This window comes from Phenylobacterium sp. (assembly GCF_036723115.1).
Lineage (GTDB): Bacteria > Pseudomonadota > Alphaproteobacteria > Caulobacterales > Caulobacteraceae > Phenylobacterium.
Genome location: NZ_DAIMHV010000038.1, coordinates 1 through 19518 on the forward strand (window position 1 = coordinate 1; position 19518 = coordinate 19518).

Sequence of the window (19518 nt, forward strand, 5' to 3'; positions counted from 1 at the left end):
CCCCCCCGCCCTGGACGCCTTCTACGACCAGGTGAGGGCCACGCCGGAGACCCGCCGGTTCTTCGCCGGCGAGGAGCATATCTCCAGCGCCCGCACCCGTCAGATCGGCCACTGGCAGTCTATCGCCGCCGGCCGCTTCGACGCCGACTTCACGGCCGCGGTCACCAAGGTGGGCGAAACCCACGCGCGCATCGGCCTGGAGCCGCGCTGGTATATCGGCGGCTACGCCCTGGTGCTTGAGCACCTGTTGGGCGAGCTCATCGACGCCCATTGGCCCAAGGGCGGACTGTTCAACCGCACCGCCAGCGCCGCCGCGTTGAAAGCCCAGGCCGGCGCCATCGCCAAGGCGGTGATGCTGGACATGGACCTGGCCATCTCGGTCTATCTGGAAGCCGCCGAGGCGGCCCGCGCCAAGGCCGAGGCCGAGGTGCTTCAGAAGGAGCGCCAGGGGGTGGTCAAGACGGTGGGCGAGGCCATGGCCGCCCTGAGCCGCGGCGACCTGACCCACGAAATGCCCGACGACATGCCGGTGGAGTACAGCGAGCTGCGCTCGGATTACCACGCAGCGGTGGACAGCCTGGCCAAGGCGCTGCAGGCCATCCGTCAGGCCACCGACACCATGGCCGGGGGCGCCGAGGAGATCACCTCGGCCTCGCAGGACCTTTCCCGCCGAACCGAACAGCAGGCCGCCAGTCTGACCGAGACGGTGGGCACTGTGGGCCAGATCGTCTCTGCCGTGCGCCAGAGCGCCGACAACGCCCGTCAGGCGGCGGAGGCGGCCTCCACCGCCAGGGCCGACGCCGAGCGCTCGGGCGAGATCATGGGCCAGGCCATCGCGGCCATGCAGCGCATCGAATCCTCGTCCACCCAGATCGGTCAGATCATCGGCGTGATCGACGAGATCGCCTTCCAGACCAACCTGCTGGCCCTGAACGCCGGCGTGGAAGCCGCCCGGGCCGGGGACGCCGGCAAGGGTTTCGCCGTGGTCGCCCAGGAGGTCCGCGCGCTGGCCCAGCGCTCGGCCGAGGCCGCCAAGGAGATCAAGGGCCTGATCGCCGGCAGCAGCAGCGAGGTCGAGCACGGCGCCCGGCTGGTGAAGGATACGGGCTCGGCCCTGCACAGCATCGTCGATCGGGTGGGCCATATCGACGGCCTCATCGCCGACATCGCCGCTGCAGCCCGGGACCAGTCGGAGAATCTCACCCAGGTCAACGCCATGGTGGGGCAGATGGACCAGACCACCCAGCACAACGCCGCCATGGCCGAGGAGTCCAACGCCGCGGCCGCCAGCCTGCAGACCCAGTCGGCGGAGCTCTCTCGCCTCGTGGCTTATTTCCAGATCAGCCAGGGCGGCGCCCAGGTGCAGAGACAGGCTCACGGCGCCAGGGCGTTGCAATCGCGCCTCTCCCTGGCGATAGGCTAGAGCCTGGGGCGATCGGACCGAGTCGGCTGATCGCTGAATCAGGCTCTAAACTCAGAGACTTGAGCGCGTTTCGCTTCCGATAAGCGGATCCCCCTTATCGGAACGCGCTCCCGAGAGGTGTCGGAGGGCGCCAGGCGTGCTGGATTTTGTTCGTAGGGCCTTTGCCGAGGTGGAGTTCGCGGTGATCCTCACCGATGCCGACTTCGCCTATCCCGGCCCCACCGTGCTCTACGCCAATGCCGCAGCCAGCCGGCTGACCGGCTATGACCGCCAGGAGATGGTGGGACGCTCGCCGCGCATCCTCCAGGGCCCCGCGACCACTGTGGCCAGCCGAAAGGCCATGGCCCAGGCCCTGCGTCGCGGCGAACCCTGCCAGGTGATGGTCAAGAACTACCGGAAGAATGGCGAGGTCTATGATTGCGAGATCGAGATCCGTCCGATCCGGGACAAGGCCGGCGAAGTGATCTATGCCATCGCCTTCGAAAAGGAACGGACCCGCAGGCCCGGCCGCCGCAAGGTGATGGCGACGTGACCGGACGCAGGCGGCCCTGACCGATCCGGACGCCCCATGCCCGACGCCACCTTCTCAGCGCTGCCCACCACCGTCTTCGAGGAGATGAGCGGGCTGGCCCGCGCCCATGGGGCCATCAATCTGGGCCAGGGCTTCCCCGACGATCCTGGCCCCGAGGCCCTTCGGCGCAAGGCCGCCGAGGCGGTGCTGGAAGGCTATAACCAGTATCCGCCCATGGCCGGCCTGCCCGAGTTGCGGACCGCGGTGGCCGGCCATTATCACCGGACCCAGGGACTGGCGCTCGATCCGATGACCGAGGTGGTGATCACCTCCGGCGCCACCGAGGCCCTGGCCGCGACCTTCCTGGCCCTGATCGAGCCGGGCGACGAGGTGATCGTCTTCCAGCCCCTCTATGACGCCTATCTGCCGCTGATCCGGCGGGCCGGCGGGACGCCCCGGCTGATCTCCCTGTCCCCGCCCCACTGGCGCTTCACCCGGGCCATGCTGGAGGCGGCCATCACCCCCCGGACCCGGTTCGTGGTGCTGAACAACCCGGTCAATCCCACCGGCGTGGTGGTTTCCCATGACGACCTGACCATCCTGGCCGAGGTCTGCGTGGCGAACGACCTGATCGCGGTCTGCGACGAGGTGTGGGAACAGGTGGTGTTCGGCCCCGCCGTCCATCGGCCGCTGATGGCGTTCCCCGGCATGGCGGGCCGCTGCGTGAAGATCGGCTCGGCGGGCAAGATGTTCGGACTGACGGGCTGGAAGGTCGGGTTCGTCTGCGCCGCAGAGCCCCTGGCGCGCCTGGTGGCCAAGGCCCACCAGTTCCTGACCTTCACCACCCCGCCCAATCTCCAGACCGCGGCGGCCTTCGGACTGGAGACCGGCGCCGACTGGTTCAGGACCATGCCCCGCACCCTGGCCGCGAGCCAGGCCTGTCTGGCCCAGGCCCTGGAGCGCGAGGGGTTTCGTGTCCTCCGCTCGTCCGGCACCTATTTCCTCAATGTCGACCTGGCCGCCTCGGGGGTCGGACTGGGCGATCGCGACTTCGCCCTGCTGGCGGTGCGCGAGGCCGGGGTGGCCGCCATTCCGGTCTCGGCCCTCTATGAGACCGAGCCGGTGACCACGATCCTGCGGCTGTGCTTCGCCAAGGCCGATGAGACCCTGGAGGCCGGCGCCGTGCGCCTGGCCAGGGCGCGCGACCTGGCCGCGCGGCCGGGGGGTCAGCCGCCTGCGGGGCGCGCCATATAGACGTCCAGGTCGTCGCGGCCGGTCACCTGGAAGCCGCGGCGCTCATAGAGCCGCTGGGCGTCGCTCTGGCGCAGGACGGTCAGGATCACCCGCGCGCCCGCGGCGTCCGCCTCGGCCAGCAGGCCGTCCAGAACAGCCGTGCCCAGCCCCCGCCCCTGCCAGCGGGGGTCGAGATAGAAGTGTTCGAGCTTCAGCACGCCGGGCTCGACTTCGTGGAAGGCCACGCAGCCCGCCGTCTCGTCTCCCACCTGAATCAGTCGGGTGGTCTCCGGGCGGTAGGTCTCGGCGAACCAGGCCCGGGCGCGACCCGGGTTGAAGCGCCCGATGCGGTTGAAGCTCTCGGCCATCACCGCCAGGCGCAATTCGGTCAGCCAGGCCAGGTCGCTCGCCTTCGCCGGCGCGAAGGCGAACACCGGCGCGGGCTCAGCAGGTGGCGCCGCCATCGACCACGATCGCCTGTCCGGTCATCCACGCCCCGGCCTTCGACGCCAGGAACACCGCCGCGCCGGCGATGTCGTCGGGCTCGCCCAGGCGGCGCAGGGGGTTGTTGGCGCTGGAGCGCTTCTCGGCCTCGGGCGTGTCCCAGAGCGCCTTGGCGAAGTCGGTCTTCACCAGGCCCGGCGCGATGCAGTTGACGCGGATATTGTCGGGTCCCAGCTCCACGGCCAGGTTCCGGGCCAGCTGGAAGTCGGCGGCCTTGGAGATGTTGTAGGCGCCGATGCCGGTGGAGCCGCGCAGGCCGCCAATGGACGAGATGATGATCACCGCCCCATCCTTGCGCTCGCGCATCTGCGGCGCGGCCATCTGGATCAGCCAGTTGTTGGCGATGATATTGTTGTCCAGGATCTTGCGGAAGGCGTCGTCCTCGATCTTCGACATGGGCCCGAAGAAGGGGTTGGTGGCGGCGTTGCAGACGACGATGTCGATCTTGCCGAAGGCCTTGACCGTCTCGTCCACCAGGCGCTGCAGGTCGTCCTTGGACGAGATCGAGGCGGGCACGGCGATGGCCGCGCCGGGATGCTTCTCATTGATCGCCGCAGCCACCTCGTCGCAGGGGCCGGCCTTGCGGGAGGAGATCACCACCTTGGCGCCATGGTCGGCCATCCGCTCGGCGATGGCCTTGCCGATCCCGCGGGAGGATCCGGTGATCACGGCGACCTTGCCGGTCAGGTCGAACAGTTCCATGGCGCGCTTCCCAGATTGAAATGCTTGTTTGAATGGGCGCCATTTGCGGCGCCGCCCGACGCTGGGTCAAGGCGGGGGCCGCCCGCGGCGAACACCAGGGACTCATGCGCAGAGCGGACGTCCGCCCATGTCCAGGTGGAAGTGGTCGGCGTGGGCTTCGTTGTAGTCCGGCGACAAGGTGGTGAGGAACACGCGGCAGGCGCCGTCGCGCACCGCACGCAGGAACCGGCCTTTCGCTCCCGGGTCATCCCAGTCGTCCTTGACGCTCACCGTCCGCCCGTCGGCCAGGCGGAAGGCGGAAACGTCGAGGGCGTTGGCGCTGGCGTGCTCGCTGACCGGACCGGCCTGCTGGCCATAGATCCGCCGGCAGGAGAATGAACCGTAGTGCTCCACGGCGACCACCGCATGGCCGAAGGCTTCGAAGGCGGCAGGCTGGACGACCTGACGCTCCCAGATCGCCACGGCCAGGGCCTGCTTGCAGGTCATCGGCGCCTCGGCCGGCGAGAGGGGCGCCATTCCTCCCGTGAACTCCAGGGCGTCGCGGACCGAGCAGAACCCCTCGGCGCTTTCTTCCGCCCGACGGAACGCAAGACCGCCATTGGAAAGGATGGCCTGACAGGCCGCCAGGTCGTCCCCGGCCCTGGCGGCCTTGGCCTTGGTGGCGGCGCCGACGGGATCGACGACGCTGAGCGGCTTCCAGGGGAGGTGCTGGCGGGGAATGGTGCGCTCGGCCACCAGGGCCATGAGCGCCACCAGGATCCACATCAGCCCCAGACCGACAAGGCGGGCGATCCGGGTCTGGCGCCGCGCATGGTCTTCGACCTGGGGGTGACGGGGAGCGCGATAGCCGGCCATGGACTCTGCAGAGGACGTCTTCGAGGAGGCGTCGAGCTTACCCGCCTGGCCTGGATCGGGCGAGCTATGGTTAACGGCCTACCGGCAGAGGCGAAAACGGCCGAAATCCAGATGCAGATGGTCGGCATGGGCGGCGTTGTAGTCGGGGCTGAGGACGGCCCGGAAATAGTCGCAGGCGCCGGTGCGCGCCGCCCGCATCAGGGTTCCGCCGTCACCGTCGTCATTGAAGTCCCCCAGAACGCTCAGCCGCCGGCCATCCTCCAGAACCACAGCGGCCACATCCAGGGCGTTGGCGCTGGCGTGCTCGCTCCGCCGGCCCTCGCTGCGGCCATAGACATTGCGGCAGGCGAAAACCCCGTAATGCTCCACCCGCGAGACCGCCGCGCCCGCAGCCGTCTGCGCCACGGGCTGGAGCACATGACGGTCCCAGAAGGCGTAGCCCAGGGCCAGGGGACAGGTCATCACCGGCCCGGCCGGGGCCAGCGGCGTGGTTCCTGCGCCCAGCCGCAGGGTGTTGGTGAGCGGACAGGCGCCGTCCGTCCGGTCAGGCTGATCGGTGAAGGCGACGCCCCCCTCGGCCAGCACCTGGCGGCAGAGGTCCGGATCGGCGGCCGCGGCGCGGAACTTGGCGGCGGTGGCCAGGCCCGGCGGGTCGGACAGGCGCAAAGGCTTCCAGGCCAGGTCCTGCGGCGGGGCGTGGGCGTCTATCGCCACCCCCAGGACCACCGCCACCAGGGCGAGATCGAGCAGGCTGGCCCAAAGGCCGCCAAAAGCCAGGGCCTCCGGCGAGGCCGGCTTCAGCCGCGTGATCCATTCCTTCCAGGGCACGGGTCCGAGAACGGCCGGCCCCGGCCAAGGTTCAACGCTTTTCCCGACGCAGGCCCGCGCCTATGGTCGCGCCGGACCTTGGGGGAGGGATCGCCATGAGCATGGCCGCAAGACTGGGCCTGGCGCTGGGCGCGGTCGTACTGGCTGTAGCGGCGGTGGCGGGCGTGCGCACCGCGCTCTGGTCGCCGCCGGTGGTCGTGGCGAAGGGGCTCGACCTCGCGCCTGCGCCGGACTTCGACCTGGACGCCGCCGCCCGGCGGCTGTCGCACGCCATCACCTTCAGGACGGTCAGCCACCAGGACAGCGCCGAGAACGACCTGTCGCAATGGGAGGGCCTGCACGCCTGGCTTCAGCAGGCCTATCCCGCCGCCCATGCGGCCATGGAACGGCAGGTGATCGCGGGCCACACCCTGGTCTTCACCTGGCCGGGCCGCGACGGCGACCTGGCGCCCATCGTGCTCATGGCCCACCAGGACGTGGTGCCCGCCGACGAGGCCGACTGGACCCATCCGCCCTTCGGCGGCGTGGTGGCCGACGGCGCGGTCTGGGGCCGCGGCGCGGTGGACGACAAGGGCTCGCTGATCGGGCTGATGGAGGCCGCAGAGGCCCTGGCCCGGTCGGGCTTCCAGCCCAGGCGCAAGGTCATGCTGGTCTTCGGCCATGACGAGGAAGTCGAAGGAACCGGCGCCCAGGCCGCCGCGGCCCTGCTCAGGGCGCGGGGCCAGACGGCGCAGTTCGTCCTGGACGAGGGGCTGCTGGTGGTGGCCGATAATCCCCTCACCGGGGGACCTGCGGCCCTGATCGGCGTGGCGGAAAAGGGATACGCCACCCTGGTGGTCACCGCCCGGGGCGAGGGCGGGCATTCTTCGAGCCCGCCGCCCCAGACCAGCGTGGGAACCCTCGCCCAGGCGGTGGCGGCCATCACCGACAACCCCTTCCCCATGCGCCTGCAGGGGCCGGGCGCGGACATGCTGGCCGTGCTGGGCGCCCAGGGGGGCCTGCCCCTGCGCGCGGCCCTGGCCAACACCTGGGCCACCGGCCCCCTGCTCATCGACCAGATGGCCGCCACCCCGTCAGGCGCGGCCCTGCTGCACACCACCATCGCCCCCACCATGCTGGAGGGCGCCGACAAGGAGAACGTCCTGCCCCGGCAGGCGCGGGCCTGGATCAATTATCGCATCGCCCCGGGCGACAGCGCCGCCACGGTGATGGCGCGGGCCGAACAGTCGGTGGGGAACCTTCCGGTCAGCCTGGCCTGGGCCGGAACCCCTCAGGAGCCCTCGCCGGTCTCCTCCACCACGTCGGAGGCATGGCAGGTGATCGCCGCCCTGGCCGCTGACGTGAGCGGCGCGCCCCTGGCGCCTGGCCTTCTGGTGGGGGGGACCGACAGCCGCTTCCTGGCCGAGGTGACCGCCGACACCTACCGATTCCAGCCCATCACCCTGACCATGGCCGAAACAGCGATGATCCATGGCGTGGATGAGCGTATGACGCTCACCAATCTGGAACGAATGATCAGCTTCTATGGGCGGCTGATCGCGACGGCTGCGCGCTGACCCCTTGCGGCGGGGCGCGCGAGGTCGCACGTTCCGCCTCGCAGATGAATTTAGGAGAGCGTAATGGGTTTCCGCCTCGAAGACGAAGACGACGACAAAGAAGGCCGCCTGCCGGACATGCCGATGACGGCCGGTCCCGTGCAGAACGCGCTCTTCAAGTCGCGCACCGTCCTCATCTTCGGTGAGATCGACATGCGGCTGGCCGAGCGCGTCTCCGCCCAGCTCCTCGCCCTTTCGGCCGAGAGCGACGCGGACATCAAGGTGTTCGTGAATTCGCCCGGCGGCCACGTGGAGAGCGGCGACACCGTCCACGACATGATCCGCTACTGCGGTCCCAAGGTGAAGGTGATCGGCACCGGCTGGGTGGCCAGCGCGGGCGCCCACATCTTCCTGGGCGCCACCAAGGAAAACCGCTTCTGCCTGCCCAATACGCGCTTCCTGCTGCACCAGCCCATGGGCGGGGTGCGGGGCCAGGCCTCGGACATCGAGATCGAGGCCGAGGAGATCGTGAAGATGCGTGAGCGGGTCAACCGGATCATCGCGCGCGAGACCGGCCAGCCCTATGACAAGGTGGTGGCCGACACTGACCGGAACTTCTGGATGAACGCCGAGAAGGCGGTGGAGTACGGGCTCGTCTCGAAGATCATCGAGAACGCCGCGGCGGTCTGAACCTGACGGGACCGGGCCGCCCCCGCAGCCGCCCGGTCCCGACGGGCATTTTTGATCTGGATGGGCGCCGGGGGGCACATCCTCGGCTAGAAGGCTGCCATGGCCGACGGCGACACCAAGACCCGCTCCAAGGAACAGACCTCGCGCTTCGGCGAGGGCTTCCTGACCGACATCTGGTACTTTGCGGCCCTTTCGCGGGATCTGAAGCCCGGCAAGCTGCAGCGCTACGAAATCATGGGCGAGCCGGTCCTCTTGGGCCGCGACCGCAAAGGCGCCGCCTACGCCATCCGCGACATCTGCCCTCACCGCGCCGCGCCCCTGTCGGCGGGCAAGCTGGTGAGCGAGGCCGATGGCGGGCAGAGCGTCGAATGCCCGTATCACGGCTGGCGCTTCCGCACCGACGGCGTGTGCGCCGCCATCCCGTCCCTGGTGGCCGACCAGGCCATGGACGTTTCCAAGATCCGGGTGCGCCGCTTCCCCGTCCAGGAGAGCCAGGGCCTGGTCTTCATCTGGATGGCCGCCGATCCTCGCAGCGAGGCGCTGCCCGATCATCCCCCGCCGGTCTTCCCCGGCGTGGTGGGCGGGGCGCCCAAGCTCGTGGACGGCATGGATTTCGACAGCCACATCGACCATGCGGTGGTGGGGCTGATGGACCCGGCCCACGGCCCCTATGTGCATCAGCAATGGTGGTGGCGCTCGTCCAAGAGCCAGCACGAGAAGTCCAAGCGCTTCGAGCCCCGCGAGGCGGGTTTCGCCATGGTGCGGCACGAACCGTCCAAGAACAGCCGCGCCTACGCCATACTGGGCGGCGAGCCCCTGACCGAGATCACCTTCCGCATTCCCGGGCTGCGCTGGGAGCATGTCACCGTCGGTTCGCGCCAGGTGCTGTCGCTCACCTGCCTGACGCCGATCCACGACCGCAAGACCCGGATCACCCAGATCGTCTGGTCCGACCATCCCGCCTTCTGGCTGCTCAAACCCTTCATCGCCGCCGGCGCCCGGGCCTTCCTGCGCCAGGACGGGGACATGGTGAACCTGCAGAACGAGGGCCTGCGCTACGATCCATCCCTGCTTTGGATCGACGACGCCGATCGTCAGGCCAAGTGGTACCAGCAGCTCAAGCGGGAATGGACGGCGAGCCGTCGCGAAGGCCGTCCCTTCGCCAATCCCGTGGAGCCCGCCCAGCTCCGCTGGCGCAGCTGAGGGGTTCAGAGCGCCGCCAGCGGCGCCTCGTCCAGGGGAATCGGGGAAAAGCCCGCCTGCACCGTCCAGTTGATCCTGGCCCCCAGCTGGGCGGCCAGGGACATGGGCTCGGCCCGCATGAAGGGCGTGGAGGACGCCTGGTCGTGCCGCAGCACCAGCTGGAGGATCGGATAGCGTTCGAAGAGGCCGGTCTGCGGGTCGCGCAGATCGCCGTGGACCACCACCTCCACCTCGTCCAGGGGCAGGAAGCCCAGCATTTCCAAGGCGAACCGCAGGGCCGCGGCGCAGACATTGGCGCCTTGCAGCTGATGGCGCTTGCCCATCGGCATGGGCCGGAAGAGAGCCCGCCCCTCCGGCTGTCGTTCGGCTTCCTCGCAGGGCAGATCCACGAGGTCGAAGGCGTCCAGCTGGATCTGGAACCGGCCCTTGGACGGCGTGGCGAACCTGTAGCGACGCACTGCGGCGATGGTCGGCGCTAGGTCCACATGCTCGCCCACCGCATCGTTGATGGTGCGCAGGTCGAGCTCGGCCAGCTTGCAGGCGAAGTCGATCTGGGTGTTTTCCGCCTGGGCGACCTTCCAGGCCGCCCGATAGGCCTGCTCGTCCTGAACCACCGCCTCGGCCACCTTGGCCGCCAGCGCCCGGCGCTTGTCCCTGTCGAGCCCGAACAGACGGGCGAAGAAGGAGGGCTGGTAGGCGTTCAGGTCTCGGCGCGCCTCGGCCTCCCGGTCGCTGGTGCGGATCACCTGGATTCTGGGCTTGGCCGCGATGCTCGCCCAGTCGGTGGGACGATAGGGCGCCCGGTGGCAGCCGGTCAGTTCGGCCACCCGGCGGGCCAGGGCGTCGGCCTCGGCGGCGGGACCCACGCGCCCCTCGGCGGCGGCTCCGCCGAAGCGGTCGGCCATGGCCTTGGCCTCGGCTGCCCGCTTTGCCTCGCGCTCGATCCGGTCCATGGTGAGCTCGATTGATCGGTCGGGACAATTCTGGTCCATGGAGCCCTCTGAAAAAGGCGGTCGACCGATTGCGACCATTCGTCGCTCAGTTTCAGAAAACTACGTTATCGAGTGATTAAATGCCCAGATTTCTCAGCGGCGGCGTCGAGATCGCCTATGACGACCTGAACCCCGCCGAGCCCGCCGGCCGGCCCATGGTGCTGGTTCACGGCTTTGCGTCCAACCGCAAGGAGGGCTGGAAGCGGACGGGCTGGTACGCCGCCCTGGAGCGCCGGGGGATGCGCTGCGTGGCCCTGGATCAGCGCGGCCATGGGGAGAGCGACAAGCTCCATGAACCCGAGGCCTACGAACGGGCGCTGCTGGCTCAGGACGTCATCGCCCTTCTGGACACGCTGGGCCTCGAGCAGGTGGACCTGTTCGGCTATTCCATGGGCGCCCGGACGGCCCTGGCCGCCGCGCTCGCCGCCCCCGAACGGGTGGGGCATCTGATCCTCGGGGGCGTGGGCGAGCGCCTGATGGAGCCGCGCAGTTCGTCCAATCCGCCCGACGCCATGGCCGCGGCCATGCTGGCCGAGGATCCGGAGACCATCACCCATCCCATGCTGCGCAGCTTCCGCCACTTCGCCGATGAGCAGGGGGAGGATCGTCGGGCCCTGGCGGCCTTTGTGAGGGCGGAAAATCCGCCGCTGGAGGCCGAGGCGCTGGCGAGCCTCTCCATGCCGACCCTGGTGGTGGCCGGCGCGCGGGACACAGGGGCCGGCGACCCCGACGGCTTGGCCGATCTGTTCGGCCAAGGGCGCGGGCTGACCGTGGTGGGATGCGACCATTTCTCGGCCATCCCCCACGCGCTCACCAAGGCTGCGGTGTTCGACTTCCTGGACGGGCTGCTGGACGACCCCTTCCCCGAACGGTTCTAGACCGGGTTCAGCGCCCCAGGCCGTAGGGGCCGCCCCGGGCCACCGCGGCCTTGTAGGCCGGCCGGTCATGCAGGCGCTTCAGCCAGGCGTCGGCCTGGGGATAGGCCGCCAGCTTGCCGAAGGCGCGGCCCACCTCGCCCACAAAGCTCATCTGGATGTCGGCGCCGGTGAGCGCCTGGCCCAGCAGATAGTCCCGGCCCGCGAGGGCCTGGTCGAGATAGGCCAGGTGGTTGGCCACCTCGGACTCGATACGTCCGTGCAGGGGCGCGCCGGCCTCCCCCAGCCGCATCACATACATGAGCAGCATGAGCGGCAGCATGGCCGAGCCCTCCGCATAGTGCAGCCACTGGAGGTAGGTCTCATGGGCCGCGCTCCCGGGCGCGGGCTGCAGGCGTCCAGCGCCGTGCTTGCGGATGATGTAGTCGATGATCGCCCCGGACTCGTGGACCGTCGCCTCGCCGTCGGTGATCACCGGCGACTTGCCCAGGGGGTGGACCGCCCTCAGGCTCTCCGGCGCCAGACGGGTCTGGGGGTCGCGCTGATAGGGCTTGATCTCATAGTCGAGCGCCAACTCCTCCAGGAGCCAGAGAATGCGCTGGGAGCGCGAGTCGTTGAGGTGATGGACGACGATCATGACGGCTGCTCCTGAGGGCTTACATCGTATAGGGGTGAGGATCGCCCCGTCGCAAGCTTCGTCAAGGAGACGCCATGGCCCCGCAACCGCCCGCTGATGTCGCCGGCGTCCTCCAGGCCTGCGCCGAAGCGGCCGAGGCCTGCGTCCTGGAGGCCCGCAGCGCCCAGCGCAGGGAGGTGGCCCCCGACGGAACCGTCCACCGCCGGCGCCTTGATGAGCGCCAGCACGCCGCCCATGGCCTGGCCTGGGCGGCGGCCTATGCCGAAACCCTGCGCCAGACCGCCGAATGGGCCCGGCGGCTGCAGTCGCAGGGCCTCCTGAATGAGGCCTCGGCGCGCCCGGCCCTGCTGTTGGCGCACGAGTATCTGGCCCAGTTGGCCGGGGGGCTTCCCATGAGCCAGGGCGAGATGGCGCGCCCGGCCGATCTGGGCTTCGATGCGCACCGGCTGGCGCCCCTGATCGCCGATCTGGCGCCCCACGGCGGCTCGCCCGCCCGGGCGCGGATTGTCGAACTGCTGGCGCAGGCGCGGGGGGCGCCGGCCCTGGAGGCCAGCGGGCTGGACGATACCCATGCGGGCATCCAGGCGCAGTTCACGCGGTTCGCCGCAGAACGCATCGCGCCTCACGCCCATGGCTGGCATGTGCGGGACGAGCTGATCCCCCTGGAGCTCATCGCCGAACTTTCGGACCTGGGGGTCTTCGGCCTGACCCTGCCCGAGGACCATGGCGGGGCGGGCCTGGGCAAGGTGGCCATGTGCGTCGTCTCAGAGGCCCTGTCGCGGGGCTATATCGGCGTGGGCTCGCTCGGCACGCGCTCGGAGATCGCCGCCGAGCTCATCCTGGCCCACGGTACGGACGCCCAGAAGGCCCGCTGGCTGCCAGCCATCGCCTCGGGCGCGGTGCTACCCACAGCGGTGTTCACCGAGCCTGAGTCGGGGTCGGATCTCGCCTCTCTCCGCACCCGCGCCGAGCGCGACGGAGACGGCTGGAAGATCAACGGCGCCAAGACCTGGATCACCCACGCCGCCCGCGCCGATCTGATGACGCTGCTGGCCAGGACCGATCCGCAACGGAGCGACCACCGCGGGCTGTCCATGCTGCTGGTGGAGAAGGATCGCGCCAGCGATGCCGAGGACTTCCCCACCCCGGGCCTTTCCGGGTCGGAGATCGCCGTCATCGGCTATCGGGGCATGAAGGAATACGCCCTGTCCTTCGACGACTTCGCCGCGCCGGAAGACGCCCTGCTCGGGGGGCAGGAGGGGCAGGGATTCGTCCAGCTCATGGCCACCTTCGAGTCCGCCCGGATCCAGACCGCGGCCCGGGCCATCGGGGTGGGGCAGAACGCCCTGGACCTGGCCCTGGACTATGCCCTGGCCCGGCGCCAGTTCGGCCAGCCCATCGCCGTCTTCCCGCGGGTGGCGGACAAGCTGGCCATGATGGCCGCCGAACTGCTGGGCGCCCGCCGGCTCGCCTGGTTCGCCGCCCAGGCCAAGGATGAGGGGCGACGCTGTGACCTGGAGGCCGGCATGGCCAAGCTGACGGCGGCGCGGATCGCCTGGGCCTGCGCCGACAATGCGGTGCAGATCCATGGCGGCAACGGGTTCGCCGTGGATCAGCCGGTCAGCCGCCTGCTGGCCGACGCCCGCATCCTGAACATCTTCGAGGGCGCGGGCGAGATTCAGGCCCAGGTCATCGCCCGGCGTCTTCTGGAGAGCGCCAACTGACCGCGCCCGGCGCCAGACCGGCGGTGATCAGGGTGATCTGGCGCTCCATGAGGGCGCTCATCTGCTCGGCCGAGGCGCCTTCCCAGGCGGCCAGGCGATAGTTCCAGGCATAGGCCGCCATCAGGGTGTCCACCGCCAGGTCGATGTCGGCCTGAGCGTCCACGTCGCCTCGGCGACGGCCCTCTTCGATGCAGTCGCGGATCATCGCCCGCAGACGGGGATTTCGACCATAGGGGGTGGCGGGCGAGCCGGGCCGCCAATTGAAGGCCGCGGCGATGTGGGCCAGGAACAGCTGGGTGCGCCGGGTCTCGAAGTCGTAGTGCAGGGCGAAGATCGAGGTCAGGCGATCGGCGGTGGAGCCGCGAAGATGGGGCAGGACCCGCTCCAGCTCGCCATAGAGGGCCTCCAGACGGTCGGCCATCACCTGGCTGAGCACCTCGGCCTTGCCGGCGAAGCTGGTGAAGACGCTGCCCACCGCCACGCCGGCCCGGGTGGCGATCTCGCGCACCGTGGTCTCGTCATAGCCGACGGTTTCGAACAGCTCCCTCGCCGCGTCGAGGACGCGCCGGCGCGTGGCTTCCTTCTGAGTCTGCCGCAGATTCAAGCTTCCCCCCGGACGCGCTTACGGCGCGCCTCTTCTTGAGGCGCCACGGTCCGAAGCTGGACCATGGCTGGCGGTCGGCGCAAGTCTGCGACGACCGCCGCCGTCAGGTTCAGCCGCGACGCGCCCCGGCCAGAATCACGCGGATCTGGTCCTTGGCGCGGGCCTGGAGCGCCTCAAGGCCCCATCCCGCGAAGATCGCCTGCGGATAATTGGCCAGATAGGCGTCGAACAGCATCTGGCTGCGCAGCTTCAGCTCGCATTCCTGCGACAGTTCACCGCGCTCCACGCCCAGGGCCATCTGCTCGGAGAAGAGGTCGGTGATCGCCTGGACCGCCGGCAGGTTGCGCAGGATCTCGCCGTCCTCGAAGGACCAGGACAGGCCGAGCGCGGCGCGGGCCAGCGGCATCTGACCCTTGTAGAAGGCATAACCCGCCGAGAAGGCCCGCAGCAGGGCGTCGTCCACCGTGCGCGCGCGGCCGGCGGCGTCGGCCATGGCGGCATAGACCTGATCCAGGTCGGCGATGAGGATTTCCCGGAACAGTTCGGACTTGTCGGAGAAGTTGGCGAAGACCGCGCCCGTGGACATGCCCGCCGCGGCGGCGATGTCACGAATGGTGGCGCCTTCATATCCGGCGGTGCTGAACAGTTCGCGGGCCGCGGCCAGGACCTTGGCGCGGGTCTGCTGTTTGGCGAGGGCCCGGCGCGTCGGCATGCGGACGCGGGTTTCGCTCTGACCTTCGACTGAGGCGACGTGCTTCATGGGAAGTCTGACACTCCAAGTAGCCGGATGGTGCGGCGCCGGGGAGGTGCGCCGGGGGAAGTCACCAGCCGTTGATTTTGGCCCTCTTAGCGCCGAACGGCGGTCGTTCACAAGGGGACATGTTCACCGAGCGCGTTCAATTACCAACGATATGGAACCCGAAGGCACCTCATATGAAGAATGAGGCAGGGTCTGGGCAAGGGGCAGGCAGGCGCGAAATCCCTTGGCTGAAAAGCCGGTCGCCTGCGCGGGGCGCGGGATTTCCGAGGGCGGGCCCCGTCATAACCGAATTCGCTGAGCCTGCTCATCCAATCGCGCGACTGATTGGCGTCTTCAATTTTGCGCCCGCCGGGCGCGCCCCCTCGCGCTTCCCACGGTCAAGGCTTAAATAGGATCCATGAACCAGCTCTTCGCGATATTGATCCCCATGAGCCTGCTGGCCGTCACCGCGGCCCTGGGCGTGGGGATTTTCGCCCTGTTTCGCGGCGGGGATTTCGGCCGGTCCTATTCCAACAAGCTGATGCGCCTGCGGGTGCTGCTCCAGGCGGCGGCGGTGTTGATCCTCGTCCTCGCGGTGTGGTGGCGCAACGCGGGCGGCTAGGACGCCCATGGTCACCCTGAACCGCATCTACACCCGCACCGGCGACGGCGGGCGGACCCGGCTGGCTGACGGCTCAGAGGTCGCCAAGACCGATCTGCGGGTCGCCGCCTATGGCGCGGTGGACGAGACCAACGCCTGCCTGGGGCTGGCCCGGCTGCATACGGCGCAGGACGAGTTGCTGCACGGGATCCTTCTGCGCATCCAGAACGATCTGTTCGACCTGGGCGCCGATCTGGCCACCCCGCCCGCGCCGGACGAGGCCGACGGTCAGGCCCTGCGGATCCTGCCGGCCCAGGTGGCGCGGCTGGAGAGCGAGATCGACACCATGAACGCGACCCTGTCGCCCCTGCGGTCCTTCATCCTGCCCGGCGGCTCCCCGGCCGCGGCCCATCTGCACCTGGCCCGCACGGTCTGCCGACGCGCTGAGCGCGCCGCCGTGGCCCTGGCCCAGACCGCCCCGGTGGGCGAGCCGGCCCTGCACTATCTCAACCGACTGTCAGACCTGCTGTTCGTGGCTGGCCGCCGGGCCAATGCCGACGGAGCCGACGATGTGCTCTGGGTTCCCGGCGCCCACCGCGAGGCCTGAGACCGCCGCGCGGGCTCAGGGGGCCTCGACCGCCGCCTCAGACTCCGCGGCCTGAGCGGCCTGCGCCTCGGCCGCCGCCCGGGCGGCCCGGGCCTCGGCGGCCTTGCGCTCGGGGATCGTGCGGCCGGTGATGTCGGAGATCAGGACGGGACGGGCGCACACCCGGCCGTCGGGATCCCACCAGTCGCCCTGCGCCTCGCACCGTTCCCCCGGCCACACGAAGTAGGCGTGATAGCCGAAGACCGCGACCAGGGAGATCGCGAAGACGGCGAGGAAGGCGAACTTCAGACGGTCGATGATGCGGCTCATGGAACGCCTCATATTCGGCCCCTCGGCCCGTGGCTAGAGGGCGCCGGGCCAGGTGCCCGGGACACATAGCGCCGGCCGGAACGGGCTCGCCGTTGGGTCGAACCGGGCCCGCGCCTCGCCACGGCCACGCTGCCTGAGAGGGACCCCGCGGCCCGTTGGGGGCGCAATTTGCCCCAGTGCTGCGGCTTGCAAAGCGCGTGAGAAACGTTATGCCCCATCCGACTCATTCTTCCGCAAAGCGATATTGAGGCCCTCATGAAGGTGTTGGTCCCGGTCAAACGGGTGATCGATTATAACGTCAAGCCGCGGGTAAAGTCGGACGAGACGGGCGTGGATCTCGCCAACGTCAAAATGTCCATGAACCCCTTCTGCGAAATCGCCGTCGAAGAGGCGGTGCGCCTGAAGGAAAAGGGCGTCGCCACCGAGGTGGTGGCCGTGTCCATCGGCCCGGCCCAGGCGCAGGAGACCCTGCGCACCGCCCTGGCCATGGGCGCCGACCGCGCCATCCTGGTCCAGACTGACGCCGACCTCGAGCCGCTGGCCGTGGCCAAGGTGCTGAAAGCCGTCATCGGCGAGGAAAGCCCCAACCTGGTGGTCATGGGCAAGCAGGCCATCGACGGCGACAACAACGCCACCGGTCAGATGCTCTCGGCCCTGCTGGGCTGGCCGCAGGCCTCCTTCGCCTCCAAGCTGGAGGTCTCCGGCGACAAGGCGAGCGTCACCCGTGAGGTGGACGGCGGCCTGCAGACCATCGAGGCCCCGCTGCCGCTGATCGTCACCGCCGACCTGCGCCTGAACGAGCCGCGCTACGCCTCGCTGCCGAACATCATGAAGGCCAAGAAGAAGCCGCTCGACACCAAGGACATCGGCGCCTACGGCGTCGACACGGCGCCGCGGCTGAAGGTGGTCAAGGTGACCGAGCCGCCGAAGCGCGGCGGCGGCATCAAGGTGGAAACCGCGGCCGACCTGGTCGCCAAGCTCAAGAACGAAGCGGGGGTGCTCTAATGGCCGTACTCGTCATCGCCGACCTGAACGCCGGCGCGCTCAGCGACAACACCCACAAGACCGTCTCGGCCGCCAAGGCCATGGGCGGCGATGTGGACGTCCTGGTCATGGGCAAGGACGCCAAGGCCGCCGCCGAGGCCGCCGCCAAGATCGAAGGCGTGCGCAAGGTCCTGCTGGCCGAGAGCGACGACCTGGGCCACGGCCTGGCCGAAGCGGTCGAGGCCTGCGTGGTCCCGCTCGCCGCCGGCTATGACGCCGTGCTGACCCCGGCCACCTCGCAGGGCAAGAACTTCTCGCCCCGCATCGCGGCCAAGCTGGACGTCTCCCACATCTCCGACATCGTCGAAGTGGTGGACGCCTCCACCTTCGTTCGGCCCATCTATGCCGGCAACGCCCTGGAGACGGTGCAGTCCTCCGAGGCCAAGAAGGTGATCACCGTCCGTCCCACCGCCTTCAAGGCGGCCGGCGAAGGCGGCTCGGCTTCGGTGGAATCGGTCGGCGCCGGCGACGGCGCGGGCGCCACCAAGTTCGTGACCGAAGAGATCGTGAAGTCCGAACGTCCGGAACTCACCGGCGCCAAGATCGTCGTCTCCGGCGGTCGCGCCATGGGTTCGGCCGAGGAGTTCCAGAAGGTCATCGAGCCCCTGGCCGACAAGCTGGGCGCCGCCGTGGGCGCCAGCCGCGCGGCGGTGGACGCCGGCTACGCCCCCAACGACTATCAGGTCGGCCAGACCGGCAAGGTGGTGGCGCCGGAGCTCTACATCGCCATCGGCATCTCGGGCGCCATCCAGCACCTGGCCGGCATGAAGGACTCCAAGATCATCGTCGCGATCAACAAGGACGGCGATGCGCCGATCTTCCAGGTCGCCGACTATGGCCTGGTGGCCGACTATAAGTCTGCCGTCCCCGAGCTGATGTCAGCCCTCGGCTAGAGCCTGATGCGATCAGACGGAACCGTCTGATCGTTGAGTCAGGCTCTAAACTCAAAGGCTTGAGCGCGTTTCGATCCGATAACCGGTTCCCACTTATCGGAACGCGCTCAACGAATGACGCCCCAGTCTGGGGAGGAAATCGAAAGGCGGCGCCCCCCTGGCGCCGCCTTTTTCCTTGGGCGATCAGAAGACCTTGAGGCTTTGGCGCCACAGGGCGAACCCCGTTCACATTGCGGCGCAGCATAAAGCCCTTGGCCTGCTGGCGCCCCCCCATGTTAGAAAGCCGTCACAGACCAGAGACGGCGAACGCCGTCCGCAGATCGGGGCGAATGGATATGGTTGAGATCAAATCTGTCGGCGTCATCGGCGCTGGCCAGATGGGTTCCGGCATCGCGCACGTCTGCGCCCTGGGCGGTTACGACGTGCTGCTGCACGACGTCAGCCGCGAGCGGATCGAGACGGGCCTCGCCAATGTGGAGCGGGCCATGGCCCGTCAGGTCTCCCGCGGGACCATTGAGCAGTCGGCCATGGACGCGGCCCTGGGTCGGATCAAGGCCGCCGACGAGCTTCAGGCGGTAGGCGCCGCCGACCTGGCCATCGAGGCGGCCACCGAGAACGAAGAGGTCAAGAAGACCATCTTCCGCGCGCTCGCGCCCCATCTGTCCGAACAGACCCTGCTGGCCTCCAACACCTCGTCCATCTCCATCACCCGCCTGGCCTCGGCCACGGACCGGCCCGAGCGGTTCATCGGCCTGCACTTCATGAATCCGGTGCCGCGGATGAATCTGGTGGAGATCATCCGGGGGATCGCCACCGACGCGGTCACCTATGAGACCGCCGTCAACTTCGCCCGCTCCCTGGGCAAGACCACCGCCAACGCCGAGGACTTCCCGGCCTTCATCGTCAACCGGGTCCTGGTGCCGATGATCAATGAGGCCATCTACACCCTCTATGAGGGCGTGGGCACGGTGGAGGCCATCGACACGGCCATGAAGCTGGGCGCCAACCA

Annotated in this window: 22 protein-coding genes; 13 read left to right on the plus strand and 9 right to left on the minus strand. The window is 69.2% G+C overall.

The window, feature by feature from the left end; translation table 11 throughout:
- The 3 genes from V7D28_RS06165 to V7D28_RS06175 form a co-directional block, all read left to right on the plus strand.
- On the plus strand, positions 1-1423 hold a 1423-nt coding region (locus tag V7D28_RS06165; protein ID WP_333586491.1), incomplete at its 5' end, for a globin-coupled sensor protein.
- Between the two features lie 136 nt (positions 1424-1559).
- The gene (locus V7D28_RS06170) at positions 1560-1955 is read left to right on the plus strand and encodes a PAS domain-containing protein (protein WP_333586492.1); all 396 of its coding nucleotides are present in this window, start codon (positions 1560-1562) and stop codon (positions 1953-1955) included.
- Positions 1956-1991: 36 nt separating this feature from the next.
- Positions 1992-3188: an aminotransferase gene (locus V7D28_RS06175; RefSeq protein ID WP_333586493.1), complete on the plus strand. Its 1197-nt coding sequence runs from the start codon at positions 1992-1994 to the stop codon at positions 3186-3188.
- Here the strand turns inward: V7D28_RS06175 and V7D28_RS06180 are convergent.
- From V7D28_RS06180 to V7D28_RS06195, 4 genes are all read right to left on the minus strand, one after another.
- Complete coding sequence (locus tag V7D28_RS06180; RefSeq protein WP_333586494.1) at positions 3161-3631, minus strand: GNAT family N-acetyltransferase; 471 nt, start codon at positions 3629-3631, stop codon at positions 3161-3163. The genes V7D28_RS06175 and V7D28_RS06180 overlap by 28 nt on opposite strands.
- Entirely contained in the window at positions 3612-4373 is a 762-nt protein-coding gene (locus V7D28_RS06185; protein ID WP_333586495.1) for an SDR family oxidoreductase, read from the minus strand. Before V7D28_RS06185 ends, V7D28_RS06180 begins: the two co-directional genes overlap by 20 nt.
- Before the next feature lie 102 nt (positions 4374-4475).
- Positions 4476-5228 carry an extensin-like domain-containing protein gene (locus tag V7D28_RS06190; protein WP_333586496.1) on the minus strand — a complete coding sequence of 251 codons (753 nt, stop codon included), beginning with the start codon at positions 5226-5228 and terminating at the stop codon, positions 4476-4478.
- A 78-nt stretch (positions 5229-5306) separates the two neighbouring features.
- Positions 5307-6056 carry an extensin-like domain-containing protein gene (locus V7D28_RS06195; protein ID WP_333586497.1) on the minus strand — a complete coding sequence of 250 codons (750 nt, stop codon included), beginning with the start codon at positions 6054-6056 and terminating at the stop codon, positions 5307-5309.
- A 95-nt stretch (positions 6057-6151) separates the two neighbouring features.
- Here V7D28_RS06195 and V7D28_RS06200 point away from each other — a divergent pair, with 95 nt between their 5' ends.
- From V7D28_RS06200 to V7D28_RS06210, 3 genes are all read left to right on the plus strand, one after another.
- Positions 6152-7612, plus strand: a complete 1461-nt coding sequence (locus V7D28_RS06200) for a M20 family peptidase (RefSeq protein WP_333586498.1) — start codon at positions 6152-6154, stop codon at positions 7610-7612.
- 63 nt (positions 7613-7675) lie between these two features.
- Positions 7676-8281 carry an ATP-dependent Clp protease proteolytic subunit gene (locus tag V7D28_RS06205; RefSeq protein ID WP_333586499.1) on the plus strand — a complete coding sequence of 202 codons (606 nt, stop codon included), beginning with the start codon at positions 7676-7678 and terminating at the stop codon, positions 8279-8281.
- A 99-nt stretch (positions 8282-8380) separates the two neighbouring features.
- The gene (locus tag V7D28_RS06210) at positions 8381-9484 is read left to right on the plus strand and encodes an aromatic ring-hydroxylating dioxygenase subunit alpha (RefSeq protein ID WP_333586500.1); all 1104 of its coding nucleotides are present in this window, start codon (positions 8381-8383) and stop codon (positions 9482-9484) included.
- Positions 9485-9489: 5 nt separating this feature from the next.
- Here the strand turns inward: V7D28_RS06210 and V7D28_RS06215 are convergent, their stop codons facing one another.
- Positions 9490-10476 (minus strand): hypothetical protein, encoded by a 987-nt coding sequence (locus tag V7D28_RS06215; RefSeq protein ID WP_333586501.1) that lies wholly within the window; start codon positions 10474-10476, stop codon positions 9490-9492.
- A gap of 80 nt (positions 10477-10556) precedes the next feature.
- Between V7D28_RS06215 and V7D28_RS06220 the strand changes: the two genes are divergently transcribed.
- Positions 10557-11354 carry an alpha/beta fold hydrolase gene (locus V7D28_RS06220; protein WP_333586502.1) on the plus strand — a complete coding sequence of 266 codons (798 nt, stop codon included), beginning with the start codon at positions 10557-10559 and terminating at the stop codon, positions 11352-11354.
- 7 nt (positions 11355-11361) lie between these two features.
- On the opposite strand, the gene V7D28_RS06225 is transcribed toward V7D28_RS06220, so the two are convergent.
- Positions 11362-11988 (minus strand): glutathione S-transferase family protein, encoded by a 627-nt coding sequence (locus tag V7D28_RS06225; protein ID WP_333586503.1) that lies wholly within the window; start codon positions 11986-11988, stop codon positions 11362-11364.
- A gap of 74 nt (positions 11989-12062) precedes the next feature.
- On the opposite strand from V7D28_RS06225, the gene V7D28_RS06230 reads away from it, so the two are divergent.
- Positions 12063-13712 (plus strand): acyl-CoA dehydrogenase family protein, encoded by a 1650-nt coding sequence (locus V7D28_RS06230; protein WP_333586504.1) that lies wholly within the window; start codon positions 12063-12065, stop codon positions 13710-13712.
- Here the strand turns inward: V7D28_RS06230 and V7D28_RS06235 are convergent.
- On the minus strand, positions 13678-14316 hold the full coding sequence (locus V7D28_RS06235) for a TetR/AcrR family transcriptional regulator (RefSeq protein ID WP_333586505.1): 639 nt from the start codon (positions 14314-14316) through the stop codon (positions 13678-13680). The two genes, V7D28_RS06230 and V7D28_RS06235, sit on opposite strands and share 35 nt — an antisense overlap.
- A 109-nt stretch (positions 14317-14425) precedes the next feature.
- A complete protein-coding gene (locus V7D28_RS06240; protein ID WP_333586506.1) occupies positions 14426-15076 on the minus strand; it encodes a TetR/AcrR family transcriptional regulator in 651 nt (216 codons plus the stop codon).
- A 397-nt stretch (positions 15077-15473) separates the two neighbouring features.
- On the opposite strand from V7D28_RS06240, the gene V7D28_RS06245 reads away from it, so the two are divergent.
- Positions 15474-15677, plus strand: coding sequence for a twin transmembrane helix small protein (locus tag V7D28_RS06245; protein ID WP_333586507.1), 204 nt, complete (start codon positions 15474-15476; stop codon positions 15675-15677).
- Positions 15678-15684: 7 nt separating this feature from the next.
- Positions 15685-16263, plus strand: a complete 579-nt coding sequence (locus V7D28_RS06250) for a cob(I)yrinic acid a,c-diamide adenosyltransferase (RefSeq protein ID WP_333586508.1) — start codon at positions 15685-15687, stop codon at positions 16261-16263.
- Between the two features lie 15 nt (positions 16264-16278).
- Here the strand turns inward: V7D28_RS06250 and V7D28_RS06255 are convergent, their stop codons facing one another.
- Entirely contained in the window at positions 16279-16572 is a 294-nt protein-coding gene (locus V7D28_RS06255; protein ID WP_333586509.1) for a hypothetical protein, read from the minus strand.
- Positions 16573-16827: 255 nt separating this feature from the next.
- Between V7D28_RS06255 and V7D28_RS06260 the strand changes: the two genes are divergently transcribed.
- The 3 genes from V7D28_RS06260 to V7D28_RS06270 all read left to right on the plus strand — a co-directional run.
- Positions 16828-17577, plus strand: a complete 750-nt coding sequence (locus V7D28_RS06260) for an electron transfer flavoprotein subunit beta/FixA family protein (protein WP_333586510.1) — start codon at positions 16828-16830, stop codon at positions 17575-17577.
- Entirely contained in the window at positions 17577-18509 is a 933-nt protein-coding gene (locus tag V7D28_RS06265) for an electron transfer flavoprotein subunit alpha/FixB family protein (RefSeq protein WP_333586511.1), read from the plus strand. The genes V7D28_RS06260 and V7D28_RS06265 overlap by 1 nt, the downstream gene beginning before the upstream one ends.
- Before the next feature lie 335 nt (positions 18510-18844).
- On the plus strand, positions 18845-19518 hold a 674-nt coding region (locus V7D28_RS06270), incomplete at its 3' end, for a 3-hydroxyacyl-CoA dehydrogenase NAD-binding domain-containing protein (RefSeq protein WP_333586512.1).